The organism is Cobetia sp. 29-18-1, from assembly GCF_029846405.1.
GTDB classification, from domain to species: domain Bacteria; phylum Pseudomonadota; class Gammaproteobacteria; order Pseudomonadales; family Halomonadaceae; genus Cobetia; species Cobetia amphilecti.
Genome location: NZ_JARWKS010000008.1, coordinates 33,723 through 55,094 on the forward strand (window position 1 = coordinate 33,723; position 21,372 = coordinate 55,094).

General features: G+C 61.3%; 16 protein-coding genes. 10 read left to right on the forward strand and 6 right to left on the reverse strand.

The window, feature by feature from the left end; genetic code table 11:
* Positions 1–18: 18 nt before the first annotated feature.
* The 3 genes from yidD (at position 19) to QD208_RS08065 (ending at position 1,582) form a co-directional block, all read left to right on the forward strand.
* Positions 19–300, forward strand: a complete 282-nt coding sequence (gene yidD, locus QD208_RS08055; protein WP_279836478.1) for a membrane protein insertion efficiency factor YidD — start codon at positions 19–21, stop codon at positions 298–300.
* 149 nt (positions 301–449) lie between these two features.
* Complete coding sequence (locus QD208_RS08060; protein WP_052384668.1) at positions 450–851, forward strand: MbcA/ParS/Xre antitoxin family protein; 402 nt, start codon at positions 450–452, stop codon at positions 849–851.
* On the forward strand, positions 848–1,582 hold the full coding sequence (locus QD208_RS08065; RefSeq protein WP_279836479.1) for an RES family NAD+ phosphorylase: 735 nt from the start codon (positions 848–850) through the stop codon (positions 1,580–1,582). Before QD208_RS08060 ends, QD208_RS08065 begins: the two co-directional genes overlap by 4 nt.
* 224 nt (positions 1,583–1,806) lie before the next feature.
* On the opposite strand, the gene QD208_RS08070 is transcribed toward QD208_RS08065, so the two are convergent.
* Together QD208_RS08070 and QD208_RS08075 are read right to left on the reverse strand one after the other, a co-directional pair.
* Positions 1,807–2,238, reverse strand: coding sequence for a SufE family protein (locus QD208_RS08070; RefSeq protein WP_054556665.1), 432 nt, complete (start codon positions 2,236–2,238; stop codon positions 1,807–1,809).
* A 112-nt stretch (positions 2,239–2,350) separates the two neighbouring features.
* Positions 2,351–3,613, reverse strand: coding sequence for a site-specific integrase (locus QD208_RS08075; protein WP_279836480.1), 1,263 nt, complete (start codon positions 3,611–3,613; stop codon positions 2,351–2,353).
* Between the two features lie 481 nt (positions 3,614–4,094).
* On the opposite strand from QD208_RS08075, the gene QD208_RS08080 reads away from it, so the two are divergent.
* Positions 4,095–5,060, forward strand: coding sequence for a DNA-binding protein (locus QD208_RS08080; protein ID WP_279836481.1), 966 nt, complete (start codon positions 4,095–4,097; stop codon positions 5,058–5,060).
* A gap of 189 nt (positions 5,061–5,249) precedes the next feature.
* Here QD208_RS08080 and QD208_RS08085 read toward each other — a convergent pair whose 3' ends face one another.
* The 4 genes from QD208_RS08085 to gorA form a co-directional block, all read right to left on the reverse strand.
* Entirely contained in the window at positions 5,250–6,656 is a 1,407-nt protein-coding gene (locus QD208_RS08085; RefSeq protein ID WP_279836482.1) for a PhoH family protein, read from the reverse strand.
* A gap of 353 nt (positions 6,657–7,009) precedes the next feature.
* The gene (locus QD208_RS08090; RefSeq protein ID WP_279836483.1) at positions 7,010–9,592 is read right to left on the reverse strand and encodes a TRAP transporter permease; all 2,583 of its coding nucleotides are present in this window, start codon (positions 9,590–9,592) and stop codon (positions 7,010–7,012) included.
* A 513-nt stretch (positions 9,593–10,105) separates the two neighbouring features.
* Positions 10,106–11,095 (reverse strand): TAXI family TRAP transporter solute-binding subunit, encoded by a 990-nt coding sequence (locus QD208_RS08095; RefSeq protein WP_054556669.1) that lies wholly within the window; start codon positions 11,093–11,095, stop codon positions 10,106–10,108.
* A 555-nt stretch (positions 11,096–11,650) separates the two neighbouring features.
* Positions 11,651–13,039 carry a glutathione-disulfide reductase gene (gene gorA / locus QD208_RS08100; protein WP_279836484.1) on the reverse strand — a complete coding sequence of 463 codons (1,389 nt, stop codon included), beginning with the start codon at positions 13,037–13,039 and terminating at the stop codon, positions 11,651–11,653.
* A 399-nt stretch (positions 13,040–13,438) separates the two neighbouring features.
* Between gorA and can the strand changes: the two genes are divergently transcribed.
* The 6 genes from can to QD208_RS08130 all read left to right on the forward strand — a co-directional run bounded on the left by can (position 13,439) and on the right by QD208_RS08130 (position 21,142).
* Positions 13,439–14,092, forward strand: a complete 654-nt coding sequence (can, locus tag QD208_RS08105; protein ID WP_043334249.1) for a carbonate dehydratase — start codon at positions 13,439–13,441, stop codon at positions 14,090–14,092.
* Positions 14,093–15,051: 959 nt separating this feature from the next.
* Entirely contained in the window at positions 15,052–16,647 is a 1,596-nt protein-coding gene (locus QD208_RS08110; RefSeq protein WP_279836485.1) for an ABC transporter substrate-binding protein, read from the forward strand.
* Between the two features lie 319 nt (positions 16,648–16,966).
* A complete protein-coding gene (locus QD208_RS08115; protein ID WP_054556671.1) occupies positions 16,967–18,013 on the forward strand; it encodes an ABC transporter permease in 1,047 nt (348 codons plus the stop codon).
* Positions 18,010–18,993: an ABC transporter permease gene (locus tag QD208_RS08120; protein ID WP_052384673.1), complete on the forward strand. Its 984-nt coding sequence runs from the start codon at positions 18,010–18,012 to the stop codon at positions 18,991–18,993. The genes QD208_RS08115 and QD208_RS08120 overlap by 4 nt, the downstream gene beginning before the upstream one ends.
* A gap of 20 nt (positions 18,994–19,013) precedes the next feature.
* On the forward strand, positions 19,014–20,066 hold the full coding sequence (locus tag QD208_RS08125) for an ABC transporter ATP-binding protein (protein ID WP_082388765.1): 1,053 nt from the start codon (positions 19,014–19,016) through the stop codon (positions 20,064–20,066).
* Complete coding sequence (locus QD208_RS08130; protein WP_279836486.1) at positions 20,063–21,142, forward strand: oligopeptide/dipeptide ABC transporter ATP-binding protein; 1,080 nt, start codon at positions 20,063–20,065, stop codon at positions 21,140–21,142. The genes QD208_RS08125 and QD208_RS08130 overlap by 4 nt, the downstream gene beginning before the upstream one ends.
* The last annotated feature ends 230 nt before the right edge of the window (positions 21,143–21,372 follow it).

Consider the following 21,372-nt stretch of genomic DNA (forward strand, 5'->3'; position numbering starts at 1 on the left):
CGCGGCGTGACGTCGGTCATGACGCGCCTGCTGACCGGCTTGCTGCGCGGCTATCAGCTGGTGCTCAGCCCGCTGCTGGGGCCGCGCTGTCGCTTCTATCCTTCCTGCTCCAGTTACGGACTGGAGGCCATCAAGGTGCATGGGCCCCTCAAGGGGTGTTGGCTCACGGCCAGGCGTCTGTCACGCTGCCACCCGCTGGGCGGGCCGGGAGGCGTGGACCCCGTGCCACCGCGCAAGGGTCACGCCTCGTCTGCCAGCTGCTGCGATGCGCATGATCAGGACGACGCGCCCAGGTCTTGAGGGCATACGCTTTGCGAGTGGCTGGGTCGAGTGCCCTGCGAGCGGCGGAGTCTTGCGGCTGGATGTACGTATGTGAAGTGTTTCTGTGTTATCATTCACATGTGTATGGCGTCAGCTGTGACGCCATCGTCAGTCAGCAGGAGAATGTCATGTCCACCGCAGCCGCCCTCGATCGTGTGTCCCCGACCAGCCCCAGTGCGGGCCGTGTCGCCCTCAAGTCCTTCTTCAACATCATGGAGAAGTGGCAGTGCAGCGCGGCGGATCAGCGCGTGCTGTTGGGGGGCATCGGTACCACTACCTATCACAAGTATCGCAAGCTGCCGGAAGTGCGCCTGCCCAACGACACCCTGGAGCGTATCTCCTACGTGATGGGGATTCACAAGGCCCTGCGCATCCTGTTCAGCAATACGCCCGAGATGGCCCATGAATGGGTACGTCGTCCCAACCGTGCGGCGCCCTTCAATGGCCAGAGTGCGCTGGACTACATGCTGGCCGGTCAGGTGGTCTCGCTGGCCGATACTCGCCGTTATCTCGACGGAGTGCGTGGATGAGCGAATGGACGAGCGAAGGCAAGCATGTCGATGACTCCGCCCTGCCCGCGCTGACGCTGCCGGACTGGCAGAACGCCTGGCGCGTGATCTCCAGCGCCTTCCCGCCCATTTCGGTATTCGAGGATATTCTCGAGCCTGATGAGCTGGAGATGGCGTTTGCCATCGAGGCGCTCACCAATGATCGTCTGCGCGAAGAAGCCGGCGAGCTGAGTCGCGTCGCACCGCAAGACCGTATCAGCGGGCCGGGTTCCACGCCGGTGATGGCGGCCTTCACGCACATCGGGCGTGCCTCGCGCTTCACCGATGGCAGTTTCGGGGTCTATTACTGCGCCAGTACGCTGGATACCGCGATCAGCGAGACCCGCTTCCACATGGCGCGCTTTCTGGCCGATACCGCGCAGCCCAGTCAGGAAATGACCATGCGCAGCTACATCAATCGCGTGACGCAGCCACTGCATGACATCCGCGAGGGCCATGACGCCCTCTGCCAGCCAGACATGGCCAGCTACCCAGCCGGCCAGGCCTTTGCCGCCAGGCTGCGAGAGGCTGGCAGCTTCGGCCTGCTCTACCCCAGCGTGCGTCACGCCCAGGTGGATGCAAGCGCCGAGTGCGCGGCTATCCTGCGTCCGCCGGCGGTCAGCATCCCCATACAGGGGCCGCACCTGCGCTATGTCTGGGATGGTCAGCATCAGGCCATGACGCATGTGCTGGAAGTGCGCGAGCATCGCTGAGAGCGTGCAGCGCCCTGCTGAACAGTCTGAAATTACCCTGAGAACGCCCTGGGTGAGAAAGCCCTGAGAAATTCTTTAGAAAGACACAAAAAAAGACGCCCGCCATTCCGCTCGAAATCTCGAGACTGGAATGGCGGGCGTCTTGCGTTACTCGTGTTGGCCCAGACCTTAAGCATCAGACCTGAAGCACAAGACCTGAAGCATCAGAGCTAAAGCGCCAGGCCTCAGGCGTTGGCGTGCAGCTCGGCCACACCGTAGATACGCTTGAGCATCGCATGCAGGCCGTTGGAGCGCGTAGGCGACAGGTGCTTGTCGAGGCCGAGCTCGTTGAGGAAGGTCGGCTGGGTGGCGACGATTTCCTGCGGCGTCCGGTCGTTGTAGATGCGCAGTACCACGGCGATCAGGCCTGCCACGATGGCGGCGTCCGAGGTCGCCTGGAAATGCAGGCGCTGCTCGCTGCCTTCGCCACGCACTTCAGGATGAATCCAGACGTTGGACTGGCAGCCGTCGATCTTGGTCTCAGGACCTTTCAGTGCTTCCGGGTATTCCGGCAGCGCCTTGCCCATGTCGATGATGTACTGATAGCGGTCCATCCAGTTGTCGAAGAAGCTGAATTCCTCGACCAGTTCCGCCTGCGCTTGTTGCGCGTCGCTCATGCTGACTCCCGATGATGTCACTGCAAAGTGTCTGAAGATACGCTGTTTCCATGATAACGCCTGACCTCGCCGGACGCACGGCGCCTTGGGGCCTGAGCGTGTGTGACAACGCTCATGGGTCGTATTCTGGCGCCTCAGGCGGATGGCCTGGCGTCGCCAGCGAATGTCTGGCCATCTGCTGCTGCCACTCGCTGTCCTCGGCGTGCAGGTAGCGCGATGTCGTATCCAGTCGCGAGTGTCTGGCGGAGCGCGACAGAAAGCGCAGCTCTACCCCGGCCTGTGCCTGATGGGTGATCGCGGTGTGGCGCAGCCAGTGCGGGCTTGCCTGATCAAGGGTGCGTGCCATCAGCTCGCTGGCGTCGCCGGGGCTCTGGATTCGCTGGCGCATGTCAGCGGCAGCCTGGGCAAAAGTCTGCTTGATCAAGCGGTAGAGCTGGTTGTCGCCGAGCGCTGTCGTGCCATCCAGGCGCGCCAGCAGCGGCAGCGACTCGTCGGCGGGCAGTGCCTGCGGCAGATCACTGAGCCCGCGCAGGCGACGCCAGCGAACCAGCGCCTCGAGCATCGGCGGCGGCAATGGAATCTCGGCGAGCTTGGCGCCCTTGCCTATCACGCGCCACCACCACTGGCCTTCCCGCTTGACGATATCGCCCATCCTCGCGGCGGCCATCTCCGCGATGCGGGGCGCCATCAGATAGGCGAACGCGAACAGAAAGCGCTGGCGCTCGGCCACGAAGCGCTCGCGGGGCACCCCGTCCTCAGGTGAAGCACCGAGCGGTGTCAGCTCCTCGCAATGCGCTTCGATACGCCCCCACAGCCAGTCCCATAGCGGGCGCTCGAGATAGCGTTCGATGCGCAGCGTGCGGTTGTCCATACGGCGCTTGTCGCGCATCAGGCGGAACGGATTGCGTGACAGGTAGCCGGCCTCGATCAGCCAGGCATACATGCCCTGCAGGATCACCAGGCTCTGGCGGCGGCTGGCGGGGGCCAGCGGGCCGCGAAAGGGTCGCCACTGCGGGTGCTTGCGGGCGCGCACGCTGCCGATCCAGACCTCTGCAGGCTGAGGGTCGGCCAGAAACGCCTCGAAGTGCTCGAGTCGTTCGCGATCCAGGCTGGCCAGGGCGGATTCTCTGCCCTGCTCTTCCTCGGCCTTGAGCCATAGCAGCAGGCGCTCCGCTTCCTTGCGATAGGCACGCAGCGTCTGAGCACTGTGGCGATACTCGTTGAGCCAGGCGGCCACGGCTTCGACATCCGTGCGGGCGCGAATCAGTGAGCGATCATCAGCGGCCGTCAGCTGGGCATGCCGCTGCACTCTGGATAGCTCACCCTCCAGATGCCCGACCAGCGCCGTGATGCCGTCATGCGTGCTTTCTTCCACCGACCAACTCCAATTGCTGCCTCTCGGCTGTATATCGCCCGTATGGGGCGTCATATGAGGCGTGCGCCGCTCTGTGGCGCCCCTGTCCTTCTCTTGTCTGCCCTTTCCTGCTCTGTCCTTCGCTTCCCTGTTCTGACCAGGCACGCCCTGTCCTCGGGGCTGATTGTGACGTTACGGCCACGATAATTCAAGATAAGGCGCGTAATCATGAATTTATTGACCTGCCTGTATCGTAAATTACGTATTACGTAATATGTAATTATCTTTATTTTGTCAGAAAACATCGCTAAAATGGCACTAGGCTGGCGGCAGAAGAAGGCGAGCGGCAGCCAAGGTGTTGCTCTCGCCAGATGGCGTGCCCCATCCGCTGCCTTTATGTGTACGAGAGTGCGTACTGGAGAGTGGTAGTTGGCCGCGCTTCATGGCGTAATGGCGGTCAAGCAGCAGACGTATCAATGACGGACTACGGACGGAGATTCCCATGGCGCGCACTGGCGTCCAGTACGAGGATGTACAACGAGCCATCGAGTCACTGATGGCACGGGGCGAGGCCCCGAGCGTGCAGAAGATTCGTGAAGTGCTGGGGACCGGCAGCTTCACCACTATCAGCGACCACCTGCGTGACTGGCGCCAACGGCGCGCCGAGAAGCGTGATGAGCCGCTGAGCCAGGCCATGCCTGACAGTCTCACCGAGACCCTGGCCACGGTTTGGAAGGAAGCGCAGTCACTGGCCAATGAAAGCCTGGTGCACTATCGCCAGGAAGCGGACAAGCAGATCGTCGAGGCGCGTGAGGCTGAAGCGCAGGCACAGCGCCGCGCGGAAGATGCCGAACAGCGTCTCAGTGCCCTGTCCGAGCAATTGGCCCAGGTGCAGGCGCGCCTTGAAGAGCGCGTGCAGGCCTTGGCGACGCTGACCAATGAGCAGGAACATTGGCAGCAGCTGCAGGACAAGCTCGAAAAGCGTCTGATCCTGGCCCAGGAAGACATCGCGGCCATGGAGCGCACGCGCGAAGTCGACCATGAGCGCCATCAGCAGGCGATTCAGGCGCAGGAAAGCGAGTGGAAGGAACGCCTCGCGCAGGAAGAGGCGCGTCATGAAGCCAGTGAAACGCGCCTGATGAAGATGCTGGATGATGCACGCCTCGAGAAGAGCGAGCTCGACAAGCAGCATCGACGTCGTCAGGAGCAGCTCGAGAAGCGCGTCGAGCGTCTCGATGCCCAGGCAGCCGAGCAACGCAAGCAGCTGCAGGAAGAAGAACGTCGCCGCTTTGAGGAGACCTCGGCTCGCCAGCAGCGCGAGACGGAGCTAAAGGACATGCGTGCGCAGTTGGAGCACTCCTCGGCGGAATACTCACGCCTGGAGGCCCAGCTGGGGCAGCTGACGCATGAGAAAAAGCTGCTCAAGGAGCGGCTGGCCTTTGCACCCTTGCCGCCCTTCGTATGCTGAAAGCCTTGTCGAGTGATCGCCCCGCACTTGCGGTGTAATCTCCATGACTGACGTGACGTAATGCACACGAAAACGCCGCCCATCAGGGCGGCGTTTTTTGTCAGTGCTGTTGAGATATTAGAGCCGTCAGTGTCGTTATGGGAATATCAATCGATGAATATCAGGTTGTCGAAAGTGGTGGCGAACACCTCACAGCAGCTCTTCTGCGACCAGCGCCAAGCGTGAGCGCTCGACGCACTTGAGTGTCACGTGACTGGCATGCGGCCACGAGCTGAAGCGCTGCACTGCCACCGCAAGACCACAGGTGTTGGCAGTCAGGTAGGGAGTGTCTATCTGGCCCACATTGCCCAGCAGTACCACCTTGGTGTTGGCGCCCGCCCGTGTCAGCAGGCCCTTGAGCTGCTTGGGTGTCAGGTTCTGGGCTTCATCGATGATCAGGAAGGTGTCGCTCAGCGTGCGGCCGCGCATGAAGGACGGGGAGCGAATCTGGACGCGATTGCCGATCCAAGCGCGCGTGGCCTCCTCGTTCCAGGCGCTAGTGCCCTCTCCCTCCTTGCGCAGCAGGTTGTCCATGTTGTCGTGGAAGGCCCCCATCCACGGCGACATCTTCTCTTCCTCGGTGCCGGGCAGAAAGCCGATCTCTTCGCCCATCGCGATCGGCGCGCGGGTGAAGATGATGCGCTCGAAACGCTTCTTCTCCAGCGTCTGCTCGAACGCGGCAGCTAGCGTCATGTAGGTCTTGCCGGTGCCTGCACTGCCCGCGATCGACACCATGTCGACGCTGTCGTCCATCAGCAGGTTGAGGGCGAAGTTCTGGCGACTGTCATGGGCATTCACCCCCCAAGCGCTGCGCTCGTTGCGATAGTTCTGCAGCACTTCCAGGCGTGCGTAGTCGTGCTCCAGCTCGCGCACGATGGCCTCGAAGCTGGCGCCGTCATCCCCATCGCAATCCGCGATCAACATGCCCGGGTACCAGTCCTTGGGCATCTGGCCTGACAGTTCATAGAAGGTGCGATGGTGCTCGCGCGTGACGGTGACATCGACCTGCATGCCGTCCCAGACGCCCTGACCGTCGTGACCGGCCTCATGGAAGAGCTTGACGCCCTCGATCATGGCGTCGCTGTCGGTGAAGGCACGATCCGTCAGATAGTCTTCCACTGCCATGCCCAGGGCGGCGGCCTTAATGCGTAGATTGATGTCCTTGGTCACCAGGATGACCGAGGCGTCCTGACAGCGTGCAGATAGACTGCGAGTCTCGGCGAGAATGCGATTGTCGGCACAGGCGTCGCTCTGATCGACATGGCCGGAGAGGAAGTGAAGGTTGCCCGCGCCATTCATGGAAGGCGGGAGCGGAATTCCACGCAGGATTTCCTGAGGTGTGACATCCGCGGTGAGATCGGACAGCGTGCGGCTGATCTGGCGGGCGGTATGGGCAATCTCCTTGTTGCCATTCTTGTGCTTGTCCAGCTCCTCCAGCACCGTCATGGGGATGACGACATCATGCTCGTCAAATTGGAACAGGGCTGAGGGGTCGTGGATCAGCACGTTGGTATCGAGGACGTACAGACGACGGGACTGCTTCTCGACTCTTACCATTGGCGACATGCCTTCCGTTGGAGTGTGCCCCTAGAAGCTAGCATGATGAATATGTCGATCGTGTTGCAAAAACGCGTTCATATTTCACGCTAGCCTTGCAGACAGGTCACGCAAGGCAGGCGCATACTGTCGCTCCCTCATGAAATGCCCTCTTGCCTTGTGCCTGACAGCATCATGCTGAGCAACGCCTGTGGCAGAGAGAGCTAGCCGCGCCGCACGCAAAGTCAGCGCCGCAGGCATGAAAAAGCCGCCCACCGAGCATCTCGGGGGCGGCTTTTGTTTATCCCCTCACGGCATCGGTCGTGAGGGTTAGTGCTCAAGCGCTACCTTGTCGAGCGAATAGCGCGTCGGCGTCAGACAGCGGTGGGCTGCTGACGACGTCGACGTACCTGCAGGAAGCCGATCAGCCACAGCAATGCCAGTGCCGGCAGCATGGCGATTTCCTTCGGCGGACGCTCAGCCGTCTGCTGGATGCCATCGATGGTGAAGTCGAAATCGATGCCGGCCTGCTGTGCCACGCTGCCGTACTCGATCATGCTGACCAGTACCTGCTCGTCGCTGATATCCAGCGTCAGGCCGACATCGGTCAGGCGGGCTTCGCCACTCTCGGCATCAGAAACCGGCAGCAACACGGTCTTGGAGACCTCGTCGCCATCCAGGTTGATGCCCGAGACGTGAATCGGCAGCTTGCTGTCCACCGGCGCTTCGGCGATCAGCGTCTCGATCTGCTGCGGCGCGGCCATGGTGGTCGGCGGATAGATCATGTCCCACCAGTAGCCCGGACGGAACAGCGTGAAGGTGATCAGCAGCAGACCGATGGTCTCGTACCAGCGCGTGCGCGTCAGCCAGTAGCCTTGCGTCGCCGCCGCGAAGACCAACATCGCCGCGACGGCCGAGGCCACCGTGATCGCCAGATGCCAGTAGCTGTCGATGTTCATCAGCAATAGGTTGGTATTGAAGATGAACATGAACGGCAGGATTGCGGTGCGGATATCGTAGGTGAAACCCTGGATACCGGTCTTGATCGGGTCTGCCTTGGCGATCGCGGCCGCCGCGAAGGCGGCTAGCCCCACCGGTGGCGTGTCATCCGCCAATATCCCGAAGTAGAACACGAATAGGTGTACAGCGATCAGCGGCACGATCAGGCCGTTTTCCGCTCCCAGATTGACGATGACCGGTGCCATCAGCGTCGAGACGACGATGTAGTTGGCGGTCGTCGGCAGGCCCATGCCCAGAATCAGGCTGATAACGGCGGTGAAGAGCAGGATCAGCATCAGGTTGCCGGCCGAGATGAACTCGACGAAGGCGGTCATCTTCAGACCCAGCCCGGTCAGGGTCACGGTACCCACGACGATACCTGCCGCCGCGGTCGCCACACCGATGCCGATCATGTTCTTGGCGCCGATCACCAGGCCATGGAAGAGGTCTTCGCCACCGCGTTGTGCGGCGCCGCCGACATTGCCTTTCTTGCGGAAGATGGCCACCAGCGGACGTTGGGTCACGGTGATGAAGATCATGAACAGCACGGCCCAGAAGGCCGACAGTCCCGGTGACATGCGTTCGACGGTCAGGCACCACACCAACACCACGACCGGCAGCAGGAAGTAGAGGCCGACCTTGACGGTTGGGCCGACCGGCGGCAGTTCATCGATGTCGCCATCGCCAAGTTCCGGGAAGCGTGCCGAATAGGCGATCAGTGCCACATAGGAAGCCAGCAGCAGCGGCAGCACGATCCAGACCGCGCCATCCCCCGCCAGGGTCTTGATCCAGCCGATGCCGTAGTAGACGACCAGCGTGAGTATCCCCATGCCGATGAAGACGGTCAGGAAGGTCAGCAAGGTCGCGATCATGCTGGTCTTCTGGGTGCGCTTGAGGCCTTCCATGCCGGCCTTGCACGCTTCCAGGTGCACGATGTAGATCAGGGCGATGTAGGAGATCAATGCCGGCAGCAAGGCATGCTTGATGACGTCAAGGTAAGGAATGCCGACGTATTCGACCATCAGGAAGGCCGCGGCGCCCATGATCGGCGGCGTCAGCTGGCCATTGGTGGACGCGGCCACTTCCACGGCGCCCGCCTTGGTGGCCGGGAATCCGACCTTCTTCATCAGCGGGATGGTGAAGGTGCCGGTGGTGACGACGTTGGCAATGGAGGAGCCGGAGATGATGCCGGACAGGCCAGAGGCGACGACGGCGGCCTTGGCCGGTCCGCCCCGCATGTGGCCGAGCATGGAGAAGGCCATGCGGATGAAATAGTTGCCGGCGCCAGCACGTTCCAGCAAGGCACCGAACAGCACGAACAGGAACACGAAGTCGGTGGAAACGCCGAGCGCGACCCCGAACACCCCTTCCGTGGTCAGCCACTGGTGGCCGAGCAGCTTGTTGAGGCTGGCCCCGGCATGCGCGATGACATCGGGCATGTAGGCGCCGAACAGGCTGTAGAGCAGAAAGACGCTGGCGACGACCGCAAGGGGCGGCCCGAGTGCGCGACGCGTGGCTTCCAGCAGCAGGACCAGGCCGATTCCCGAGAACACCAGGTCCACGGTGGTATAGGCGCCAGCGCGACGTGCCAGTTCATCACTGAAGATCAGCACATAGGCGACACCCGCCACGGCGAAGATCGCCAGAGCCCAGTCATAGAGGGGAATGCGGTTGGCCGGAGCACCCTTGTAGGCCGGGTACGCCACGAAGGCCAGCGAGATGGCAAAACAGAGATGCACGGCGCGCGCGGTGTCGGAATTGAGCAGTGACAGCGGCGAGGCGTGGTAAAGCTGAAACAACGACCATGCCAGTGGAATCAGCCACATGAAGTGGCGGCCCACGAAGCCCACGGGATGACGGCCGCCGGTTTCCGACTCCAGCATCTCGAGGACTTCAGCATCATGATGCGTCTCGGCGTCTGGCGCCTGAGACGTTGCTGCAGTTTGGGTTTTGGTCATTTTTTGTGATCCGGTACGCGAGTCAGGCGATGGCTGACAGGTCACCTTCTTGCTCGACCAGAAGGCCCTGCTCAACCACATGCTTATCAAGCTGGTTACGTCTTCAGTATGTCCGGCCTGACAGATGTTTCCATTGATTCACCCGATCAGGGCGTAAATTTCCTGAACGATGTCCTGAACGGGCAGTGAGCTAGGCTCGTGACGAGCGTGAGACCTTGCCTGGTCACGCTTGTCCATGCTGCGGCTGCCGTCACGCCACTTGCCACTCGCAGGCAAGTCCTGATTGCGCAATGACGGCGGGTGTCTCTGCTGCGCTTTCCCTGCTCGGCCCTTTCCTGCTCGACCTTTTCCTGCACGACCTGAGTGGCCGCCCAGGAATGCAGACTTTCCACAAGCACGGAGACCGCAACGAGTGCGGTCTCCGGGAATTCCCTGTGCTCCCTGTGCTCGGCTCCATGAGCACAGGGTGAGCGTTCATGCACGGCGCCTCGCAGGCGAGGCGCGCAGGGCATATCACTCGCTCAGCAGGCCAGCTTCCTTGTAGTACTGCTTGGCGCCATCGTGCAGCGGCGCCGTCAGGGAAGCATTGACCATCTCTTCCTTCTTCAGGACCTGGAACGCCGGGTGCAGGCGCTGGAACTGATCGAAGTTGTCGAACACGGCCTTGACCACTTCGTAGGCGACGCGGTCTTCGACTTCGGCACTGGAGACGATGGTGGCGCGGACACCGAAGGTGGTCACGTCGTCATCGTTGCCGCGGTACATGCCACCCGGGATGGTCGCGACGGAGAAGTAAGGCTTCTCTTCGACCAGCTTGGTGACGGCGTCGCCGGTGACATTGACGATGTTGGCGTCACAGGTGGTGGTCGCTTCCTTGATGGAACCGGACGGGTGACCCACGACGTAGACGTAACCGTCGATCTTGTTGTCACACAGTGCGGAAGACATCTCGGAGGCCTTGAGCTCGGAGGCCACGGAATACACGCTGGTGTCCTTGTCCTGCGAGGACAGCAGAGTGTCGATGGTCGAGCGCTGACCGGAACCCGGGTTGCCGATGTTCATGCGCTTGCCTTCCAGCTGGTCGAACTCGGTCACGCCGCTGTCCTTGCGGGCGACGACGGTGAACGGTTCCGGGTGCAGGGAGAACAGTGAACGCAGGTCCTTGTTCGGGCCGAAGTCTTCGAAATCGCCCTTGCCTTCATAAGCATTGTAATGCGCGTCAGACTGGGCAACGCCCATGTCCAGCTCGCCGGTACGGATGCTGTTCAGGTTGTAGCCGGAACCGCCCGTGGACTCGACGCTGCAGCGAATGCCGTGTTCGGCCTTGCCACGGTTGACCAAGCGGCAGATTGCACCACCAGCCGGATAGTAAACGCCTGTTACACCGCCGGTGCCGATGGTTACGAAGGTCTGCTCGGCGGCGCTGGCGCCTCCGGAGATCCCCATCAGGCCAAGACCTGCGGTCGCGACCGCCGCTGTCAGCGACTTCTTGATCATGGTCATGTTGAAACTCCCTTTGCTGGCTTGTTATTGGTCTTGCCGTCACGCACCTCGATACCGGCCAGACCCTTGCTTGTATCGCGTGTGAAACAGGCCGATTTTCAGGCTTATCCACTGCCACATGGCTGATATTTCAGTAATTTGAGGTGCATAACGCTGCACTGAGACTAGCATAGCTGAAGTGCGCGAGTACCAGCTTGTCATGCTTTATGCTACGAAAGGTGTAGGTGTTGGCAGTGAACTGCGCAGACAACGACTTGTCCCTCGCCAGACGAGGAATGCCACTTCCTCATTGCGTGCAACTTTCAGCGCGGATTCAGATAGTCGCTGCTGGTGACTGTGTAACCTGCACCGTTACTCAGTAACCATGACTCCCCTTTCGCAGTTGATTTGCGCCTGGGAACACGCAGAAGACGCATGCAAAAACGCCCCACGGCAAGGCCGTGGGGCGTTCTGTTTTCGACATTCTATTTCGACATTCTATTTCGACGTTCTGTTTCGACGTTCAGTCTTTTCGAAGCTCAGTCATTTCGACGAGCCGTCTTCGCGACTGGCTTGTCAGGTGCGCGTGACACTGCGCATGGTGACGAACTCTTCCGCTGCCGTCGGGTGAATGCCCACGGTCAGGTCGAAGTCGGCCTTAGTCAGGCCGGCACGCACGGCGATACCGATGCCCTGCATGATCTCACCCGCTTCATCACCGACCATGTGCACGCCGACGACCTTGTCGCTGGCGTCATCGACGATCAGCTTCATCAGGCTGCGCTCATCGCTGCCGGACAGGGTGTGCTTGAGCGGACGGAAGTCAGCGGTGTAGACGCGGATGCTGTCGAACTTCTCGCGCGCCGCTTCCTCGCTGAGGCCGACGGTACCGATGTTCGGATGACAGAATACCGCTGTCGCGATGCTGTCGTAGTCCAGACCACCCACGACGCCGTCGCCGAAGTGCGCACGCACCAGGTGCATGGCTTCTTCAAGCGCCACCGGCGTCAGTTCCGGACCGCCGATGATGTCGCCCAGCGCGAGGATGGACGGGGTGGTGGTCTCGAAGCGCTCGTTGACGCGTACGGTGCCATCGACATTCAGCGCCACATCGACATTCTCCAGCCCCAGGCCTTCGATGTTCGGCTTGCGACCGGTGGCGGCGAGGATGCAATCCACTTCCAGTACCTGGCCATCGCTCAGGCGCACGCTGTAGACGTCGCCCTGCTTGTCGATGGACTCGACCGTGGTGTTGAAGTGCAGGTTGACGCCCTTCTTGGTCATCTCGTCACGCGTGAACTCGCGCACTTCGTTGTCGAAGCCGCGCAGGAACAGGTCGCCGCGATAGCTCAGGTGCGTCTCGGCACCCAGACCATTGAAGATGCTGGCGAACTCGACGGCGATATAGCCCCCACCGATGACGAAGAAGCGCTTCGGGAAGCTTTCCAGATCGAAGATGCGGTTGGAATCCAGCGCATGTTCACGACCCGGGAAGTCCGGCAGGAACGGCCAGCCACCGGTGGCGACCAGGATCTTGGCCGCGGTGTGACGCTCGCCATTGACGACGACGGTGTTGGCATCGGCGATGCTGGCACGGCCTTCGATCAGCGTGGCGCCGGAATTGTTGAGCAGATTGCGATAGATGCCGTTCAGACGAGAGATCTCGGCGGTCTTGCGATCGCGCAGGGTCGCCCAGTCAAAGCGCGGGGCGTCGCCCAGATCCCAACCGAAGCCGGCGCTGTCCTTGAAGGAATCATGGTAGTGGGCAGCGTAGGAGTAGAGCTTCTTGGGCACGCAACCGACATTGACACAGGTACCGCCGAGGTAGCGGTCTTCTGCCACGGCAACGCGGGCGCCGGTCGCGGCGGCGGTCCGGGCAGCGCGAACGCCGCCGGAGCCGGCACCAATGACGAACAGGTCGAAGTCAAACTGGCCTGTCGCAGGCTGATGGGTCTGATCGGTCACGGGAATCTCCTTGATGAATTGGCCACATGGTATCAGGACTCGCGCGGCCTCGGGAGTCCCGTGTCGCTGGGCGCGGTTACCCGCGTATCGGCCTTCAGGTTGACCCTGTGGCCTCTGACACGGTAAATATGTCCAACAAGCATGTTAGACAAAAGTTACAACGTGCTGGCACAGGGGCTTGCACCGTCATTGGCGAAGCGCTCCGCGGGCGCGTAACATTCTTGCTCGTAACACTGTCGCTCGTAACCTTAGCGCTCTGACGTCTTGCCTGACGCTGCCGTGAATGCCTGCCTCATAGGTCTGAGCCAAGAGGCTTTGCGCCCGAGAGGCACCACGGCCAACGCCCCTGTGCGACAACCGTCCCCTGCCCCCGTCATTTGAAAAAGTGGTCTCCCTGCCATGAGCAATATCGAAAAGCTGCTTGAGCAAAACAAGGTCTGGGCTGAATCCATGACCGAGCGCGACCCTGAGTTCTTCAAGCGCCTCTCGGACCAGCAGAATCCTGACTTTCTGTGGATCGGCTGCTCGGATTCCCGCGTACCGGCCAACCAGATCATCGACCTGCCGCCCGGCGAAGTCTTCGTTCATCGTAATGTCGCCAACCTGATCCACTACAACGACATGAACGCGTTGTCGGTGATCCAGTACGCTGTCGATGTCCTGAAGGTCGAACACATCATGATCGTCGGCCATTACGGTTGTGGTGGCGTGCGTGCCTCGATCACCGGCGGTGACAATGGCATGGTCGACTACTGGCTGCACACCCTGCGTGAGCTCTACAACCTGCACTATGACGAGCTCAAGGACCTGCCGCTGGATGAGCAGGTCGACCGCATGTGTGAACTCAATGTCCGCTCTCAGGTGCAGAACCTGGCCAGAACCAAGATCCTGCAGCGCGCCTGGGAGCGCGGTCAGAAGCTGGAAGTGCACGGTTGGGTCTACGGCCTGTCCGATGGTCGAGTGAACAACCTCGATTGCACCATCAGCAACCTGTCACAGGTGCCGCAGCTGTATCGTGTGGACCGCATCGAGCCTTTGCCGCAGCAGGACTGATCAGGCCGACCTGATCCAGCTGCCGGTGCTGCAGAATGCCGGTAGCAACATCAGTGCCCTCCAACGCGCCTCCCACCCGGGAGGCGCGTCGCGTTTCAGGCCTCCCTCTTATCAAGACCGACCCTCCAGCGCCTTTACTCCCTCTGTCAGTGCTTTCCTGCATCGACTGCCTTGGCGTCTATCGAATGGAATCAGGCCTGGCAGTCACCGGCGCTGGAAAAGTCTTTCACGTGTTTTCAGCGCAGCGTTCGGGAATTTTACTGCGCAGTATCGACCTTGCAGGCCTTCGTGGAGGGCCTCTGAGGCGCAACTTTGGTCGCAGAGCGCCATGCGCACCAATCAAGTGCAGAGACTGCACGCATTGGAAAATCACCGCCTATCCTGTCGGCTTTTCTGCCGCTGATGGTGTCTGTTTATCGCCAGGTGGCGTGAAGTCGGATTGGCGGTATTCAGCGTACGCAATGTCTCTCAATCAGGCGCTGTCGGCTGGCGGAACTGATACACACAACCGCCACACCGCGTTCCAAAAACTTGCAAGGCCTCGATTATTGCATCTGTATCAGGTGATTGATTCTATTGGTATTTTCTTGTCATGAGGGCTTGCAGCGTGAGCGAGACAGTCCAGTGTCACGGTGGCTTGCCCAGCATATGGCAGTGCTGAATCGCTCCGTATTGCCCTGAGAGGAAGTGCGCGTAGCTCGCAGCGTTATTGAGGTGACTAATGGCGACGCCGTGTGACATCCGGGGCGTCGCTTCATCGATCTCGCGCCCTGCACCAGCCTGGATGACGTTGCGTGGTCAGGAAAAGGCTATTCACCACCTGCATCCGGCTACTCAACATTTCGATTGTCCCGCGACCAAGTGACTCTCTACTGTTAGAACGCATCCTGCGTGTCTGTCTCGACAGCCGCGCAGGATCGCCACAACAACAATCAAACTACACAAGCAAAGGGATGCTCATGACCCGTCAGAATGCCCTCCAGTCTTTCTTGCCCAAGAAGACCCTGTGTGCGCTGATCGGCAGCGCGACATTGGCCATGGCGGCTCCGGCAATGGCCGAAGACGTCACCCTGCGCATGGCCTACGACGCTGACCCCGTGACCCTCGATATCCACGAGCAGCTCTCCGGCGGCACCCTGCAGCTGTCGCACATGGTCTACGACCCGCTGATTCGCTGGAACAAGGACCTCGGCTTCGATGGCCGCCTGGCCAAGAGCTGGGAGCGTGTCGATGACAACACCATGCGCTTCCATCTGCGCGAAGGCGTCAAGTTCCACTCCGGCAATGACTTCTCTGCCAAGGATGTGGTCTGGACCATCGAGCGCCTCAAGAAGAGTGCCGACTTCAAGGCCATCTTCGCACCCTTCACCGACGTCAAGGCCGTCGATGACTACACCGTGGATCTGGTGACTGACAAGCCGTTCCCGCTGGTGCTGAATGCCGCCACCTACATCTTCCCGATGGACAGTGAGTTCTATTCCGGCGAGACCGAAGACGGCAAGGCCAAGGATGAGATCGCCAAGGCGGCCAACACCTTCGCCTCACGCAACGAGTCCGGCACTGGCCCCTACAAGGTCGCGGACCGTCAGCAGGGCGTGAAGATCAGTTTCGAGCGCTTCGAGGATTACTGGGATACCGAGTCACCGGGTAACGTCGATGACATCGTGCTGACGCCGATCAAGGAAAACGCCACGCGTGTCGCGGCACTGCTGTCGGGTGACATGGACTTCATCGCGCCGGTACCGCCGACCGATCTGGAACGCATTCGCAAGCAGGATGGCGTGCACCTGGTCGAGATGGGCGGCACCCGCATCATCACCTTCCAGATGAACCAGGAGCGTGTCGAAGCCTTCAAGGACAAGCGCGTCCGTCAGGCCGTCAACTACGCCATCAATCAGGAAGGCATCGCCCAGAAGCTGATGAAAGGCTTCGCGACCCCCGCCGCCCAGATGTCGCCGGATGGCTATCAGGGCCACAACCCCGAGCTGACCCCGCGTTATGACGTGGCCAAGGCCAAGGAGCTGATGAAGGAAGCCGGGTACGAGGATGGCTTCGAGATCAGCATGATGGCGCCCAACAACCGCTATGTGAACGACGCCAAGATCGCCCAGGCCGTGGCCTCGATGCTGGCCAGGATCAACATCACGGTGGATCTGAAGACCCTGCCCAAGGCCCAGTACTGGCCGGAATATGATGCGCGTGCCGCCGACATGATGATGATCGGCTGGCACTCGGACACCGAAGACAGTGCCAACTTCTTCGAATTCCTGACCTTCTGCCCGGATGCCGACAGCGGTGTTGGTCAGTACAACTCCGGCAACTACTGCAATCCGGATGTCGACAAGATGGTCACCGAGGCCAACCTGGAGACTGACACCGAGAAGCGCGCCAAGATGCTGCAGGCCGCCGAGAAAGCCGTCTACGACGATGCCGGTTTCGTGCCGCTGCACTGGCAGAACCTGGCCTGGGGCGCGCGTGATGGCGTCAACATCGAGCCGGTGCTGAACGTGATGAACTTCCCGTACCTGGGGGATCTGGTCATCGACCAGGAGTGATCCCACGCCATGAGTGACAGGCACTGAACCGCCTTGCATCGTTCAGCGCCATGTTCCTGGCCACGCACCCCTCGCGACAGGCAAGTCAGGCAACCGGAGATAGCCTAAGCGAACTCTCTGGTTGCCCTGCTGACCTGAACGCGACGACTTACCCCCGCCTGTCGTTTTCCTCGCCATCGCCTGTCGGTGATGGGTTGGGGAGCCTGTGCCCGATGGCAGGCCAGCGACGAGCGGGATACCTGACACCCAGCGTGATCGGCCAGCATGGATAGGGCCGACGCGCGCGAGACCGTGATGTTCACGAGGAAGGTGGCGATCCATGATTGCCTTTCTGATCAAACGCCTGATGCACGCCGTACTGGTCATGTTCGTGATCAGCATCATCAGCTTCGCCATCCAGGACAACCTGGGCGACCCGCTGCGCGAGATGACCGGCCAAGCCGTGTCGGAAGCCCAGCGTGAAGTCATGCGCGATGAAATGGGCCTCAACGACCCCTTCATCACCCAATATCTGCGTTTTGCCGGCAATGCCCTGCAGGGCGATCTCGGCAACTCGTATTTCTACAAGCAGCCGGCGACCGAGGTGATTCTCAAGCACCTGCCCGCCACGCTGGAACTGGTGATGGCCTCGAGCCTGATCATCATCCTGCTCTCGGCGCCCATCGGCGTGTTCGCGGCGATTCGCCCGCGCAACTGGCTGTCACGCCTGTTCATGGGCACCTCGATCATCGGTATCTCGGTGCCGGTCTTCCTGACCGCCATCGTGTTGATCCAGCTGTTCGCGATCGGCGTGACAGTGGATTGGTTCCCCAGCGACACCACCTGGGGCAGTGTCCTCAACGGCATGCTGTCCACCGATGGCGGCATGCCCTCCTACGGACGTGGTGAGCTGGTACACGTCGCGGGCACCTGGTCGAGCGGCTTCTTCACCGCCGACGGCCTCTGGCACCTGGTGCTGCCGGCCATCTCGCTGGCCTCGATCATGCTGCCGCTGTTCATTCGCCTGATTCGTGCCGAGATGATGGAAGTGCTGCAGTCGGACTACATCAAGTTCGCACGCGCCAAGGGTATCGGCCTCAAGCGTATCTACTTCCTGCACGCACTGAAGAACACCATGCTGCCGGTGATCACCGTCGGCGGCGTGCAGATCGGTACCATGGTCGCCTACACCATCCTGACCGAGACCGTCTTCCAGTGGCCGGGCATGGGCCTGATGTTCCTCGAGGCCATCACCCGCTCCGACATCCCGCTGATCGTGGCCTATCTGATGATGGTCGGCGTGATCTTCGTGATCACCAACACCCTCGTCGATCTGATCTACGGACTGGTCAACCCCACCGTCAAGCTTGCGGGGAAACCGGCATGAGCCAATCCAATACCCAATCGAGCAACGCGCCCGTCACCCCGAAGACCAGCTCCATCGTGGTCCCCGGCCGTTGGCAGCGATTCCGCGAGTCCTACCTGGTCTACAGCTTCAAGCGCGACTGGATGGCTCAGGCCTGTCTGCTGGTGTTCATCGCCATGGTGCTCGGGGCCTTCCTCGCGCCGTGGATTGCCCCGGCTGATCCCTATGACCTGGCCAGTATCGACATCATGAACTCGGAGCTGCCGCCGGCGTGGATGGCGGGCGGTGATCCGGCCTTCCTGCTGGGCACCGATGCTCAGGGGCGTGATCTGCTCTCCACCATTCTCTACGGCACGCGCGTGTCGCTGTTGATCGGCTTCGGCGCGGTCATCCTGCAGGCATTGCTCGGCGTGACCTTCGGGCTGCTGGCGGGCTATCTGGGCGGGCGTATCGATGCCTTCCTGATGCGCATGGCCGATATCCAGCTGTCGTTCTCGACCCTGATGGTGGCCATCGTGGTGGGCGCCATCATCAAGGCGACCTTCGGCGGCGCCGCCTTCTCGGATTACGCGCTGATCCTGTTGATCCTGATCATCGGGCTGGCGGAATGGCCGCAGTATGCGCGTACCGTCCGCGCCTCGGTGCTGGCGGAGAAGAACAAGGAATACGTCGATGCCGCGCGGGTAATGGGCTTCCGCTCCCGTCGCATCATGTTCCGTCACATCCTGCCCAACACCCTGTCGCCGATCTTCGTCATCTCCACGGTGCAGATCGCCAACGCGATCATCTCGGAGGCGGCGCTGTCCTTCCTCGGTCTCGGCATGCCGGAGACCCAGCCGTCGCTGGGGTCACTGATCAAGTCCGGCTTCGACTACCTGCAGTCAGGCAGCTGGTGGATCACGCTGATCCCCGGTGGCGTGCTGATCGTGCTGGTCCTGGTCATCAACCTGCTGGGCGACTGGCTGCGTGATGTCATGAACCCGCGTCTCTACAAGGGCTGAAGCCGAGAGGAGTCAAGACAATGGCACTACTTGAAGTCAACAACCTCGACGTCCGCTTCGCCATGCGAGGCGGTGAGGTGCGCGCCCTGCGCGACGTCAGTTTCACCCTGGAACGCGGTGAGCGCCTGGGGATCGTCGGTGAATCGGGGGCCGGCAAGTCGGTCGCGGCCTTCACCATCCTGAATCTGATCGCCAAGCCCGGCTACATCGCCGGCGGCGAGATCAAATTCGATGGCGAAGTGCTCAACACCCTCAAGCCCAAGGCGATGCAGTCGATTCGCGGCAACCGCATCTCGATGATCTTCCAGGACCCGATGATGACGCTCAATCCGGTGCTGACCATCGGCGAGCAGATGATCGAGTGCCTGAAGGCGCACCGCCGCATCTCCCGCAAGGATGCGCGCGCCATCGCCCTGCACAAGCTCAATCAGGTCTTCATTCCCTCACCGGAAAAGCGCCTGGATCAGTACCCCCATGAGCTGTCCGGCGGCATGCGTCAGCGCATCATCATCGCCATCGCGCTGCTGCTGGACCCGGACATCATCGTCGCCGATGAGCCGACCACCGCGCTGGATGTGACCATCCAGGCCGAGATCATGGAGCTGTTGCTGCTGCTGTGCGAGAAGCACAACGTCGGGCTGATCCTGATCACCCACGACCTGGGCGTGGTCAGCCAGGTCACCCAGCGCACCCTGGTGATGTATGCCGGGCGCGTCATCGAACAGGGGCCGACCCGCGAGATCATCAATGATGCGCAGCACCCCTACACCCAGGGGCTGATCAACGCCCTGCCCCAGATGGCCACTCCGGGCAGCCGTCTGAACCAGATTCGTGGCTCGATGCCGACCCTGACCAAGATTCCGGCCGGTTGCGCCTTCAATCCGCGCTGTGACTTCGCGGCGAATATCTGCCTCGAGAAGGTGCCGGCCTTTGCCCATTCCGGCAACTGCAAGGTGGCCTGTCATATGGTCGATGCCATGGTGGCCGGCGAGCGCTGGACCCCGATCATCACCGATGCCAACGGCAATGGCGCCACTCCCACTGACAGCCACCGCACGGAGGTGAACGCATGAGCGCGGCAATTCTGAAGGACGCTCAGTCCTCCTCCCAGGCCTCCACCCGTGTAGATAGCGCCGAGCTTGGCGAAACCCTGGTGGAAATTCGTGATCTCGAGAAACGCTTCTCGTTGTCCGGTGACTTTCTCGAGCAGCTGACCTTCGAGAAGGGCCGCCTGCGTCGCAAGCAGGAATACGTGCACGCGATCAATGGCGTCACGCTGGACGTCAAACGCGGTGAGGCGCTGTGCGTGGTCGGGGAATCCGGCTGTGGCAAGTCGACGGTCGCGCGCACCGTGATGGGGCTTCTCAAGCCCAGTGGTGGCGAGGTCCGTTTTGACGGCACCCGCATCGACGATATGGCCCCGCGGGACCTGCTGCCCTTCCGCCGTCGCATGCAGATGATCTTCCAGAATCCCTATGCGTCGCTGAATCCGCGCATGACCATCCAGCAGACGCTGGAGGAGCCGCTGCGCTTCCATCAGCCGACGCTCAAGGATGGCGAGGTGCGCGACAAGATCGAGGAGGTGATGCGCTCAGTGGGCATCGACCCGGACTGGGGCAAGCGTTTCGCCCACGAATTCTCCGGCGGTCAGCGTCAGCGTATCTCGATCGCCCGCGCGCTGGCGGTGGACCCGGAATTCATCGTCGCCGATGAGCCGATCTCGGCGCTGGACGTGTCGATCCAGGCGCAGGTGCTCAACCTGATGATGGAGGCGCAGGAGCAACGCAACCTGACGTATCTGTTCATCACCCACGACCTGGCCGTGGTCGAGCACTTCGGCACCCGCGTCGCGGTGATGTATCTGGGCACGCTGTGCGAGCTGGCGGACACCCGTTCACTGTTCGCCCGCCCGCGTCACCCCTACACCCAGGCGTTGATGTCGGCGATCCCGCGTCTGCACGATGACAAGCCCAACCACATTCGCCTCGAGGGCGAGGTGCCGACGCCGGTCAATCTGCCTTCGGGTTGTGTCTTCCATGGCCGTTGTCCGCATGCCAATCAGCGTTGCCGTACGGAGATTCCGCACCTGATCGCCACGGAAACTGGCCAGGTCGCCTGCCACGCCGTGGAAGAAGGCCGCATCGACTGAAGTGATGGCAGTGACGAAAGTGATGACGGCGATGTGATGGGCGCCATCGATCATTGCGTTTCCGGCCCCAAGCAAGGAAAGACCGCGCAAGGTTGCCATTGTCATCGGCAACCTTGCGTCTTGCGCTCATTGACGATTGCATCTCGCGTTTTGTGTGGGCAAGATTTCGCACATCCGCTACTGACCAACAGGTCAATTGGCGCCATTGCCCACGATGCTTAGAAGAAGAT

What these genes read in the sequence shown, in the direction of transcription:
- yidD (WP_279836478.1), top strand. Translation starts at nt 19, where the DNA reads ATGACGCGCCTGCTGACCGGCTTGCTGCGCGGCTATCAGCTGGTGCTC.
- QD208_RS08060 (WP_052384668.1), top strand. Translation starts at nt 450, where the DNA reads ATGTCCACCGCAGCCGCCCTCGATCGTGTGTCCCCGACCAGCCCCAGT.
- QD208_RS08065 (WP_279836479.1), top strand. Translation starts at nt 848, where the DNA reads ATGAGCGAATGGACGAGCGAAGGCAAGCATGTCGATGACTCCGCCCTG.
- QD208_RS08070 (WP_054556665.1), bottom strand. Translation starts at nt 2,238, where the DNA reads ATGAGCGACGCGCAACAAGCGCAGGCGGAACTGGTCGAGGAATTCAGC.
- QD208_RS08080 (WP_279836481.1), top strand. Translation starts at nt 4,095, where the DNA reads ATGGCGCGCACTGGCGTCCAGTACGAGGATGTACAACGAGCCATCGAG.
- QD208_RS08085 (WP_279836482.1), bottom strand. Translation starts at nt 6,656, where the DNA reads ATGGTAAGAGTCGAGAAGCAGTCCCGTCGTCTGTACGTCCTCGATACC.
- QD208_RS08090 (WP_279836483.1), bottom strand. Translation starts at nt 9,592, where the DNA reads ATGACCAAAACCCAAACTGCAGCAACGTCTCAGGCGCCAGACGCCGAG.
- QD208_RS08095 (WP_054556669.1), bottom strand. Translation starts at nt 11,095, where the DNA reads ATGACCATGATCAAGAAGTCGCTGACAGCGGCGGTCGCGACCGCAGGT.
- can (WP_043334249.1), top strand. Translation starts at nt 13,439, where the DNA reads ATGAGCAATATCGAAAAGCTGCTTGAGCAAAACAAGGTCTGGGCTGAA.
- QD208_RS08110 (WP_279836485.1), top strand. Translation starts at nt 15,052, where the DNA reads ATGACCCGTCAGAATGCCCTCCAGTCTTTCTTGCCCAAGAAGACCCTG.
- QD208_RS08115 (WP_054556671.1), top strand. Translation starts at nt 16,967, where the DNA reads ATGATTGCCTTTCTGATCAAACGCCTGATGCACGCCGTACTGGTCATG.
- QD208_RS08120 (WP_052384673.1), top strand. Translation starts at nt 18,010, where the DNA reads ATGAGCCAATCCAATACCCAATCGAGCAACGCGCCCGTCACCCCGAAG.
- QD208_RS08125 (WP_082388765.1), top strand. Translation starts at nt 19,014, where the DNA reads ATGGCACTACTTGAAGTCAACAACCTCGACGTCCGCTTCGCCATGCGA.
- QD208_RS08130 (WP_279836486.1), top strand. Translation starts at nt 20,063, where the DNA reads ATGAGCGCGGCAATTCTGAAGGACGCTCAGTCCTCCTCCCAGGCCTCC.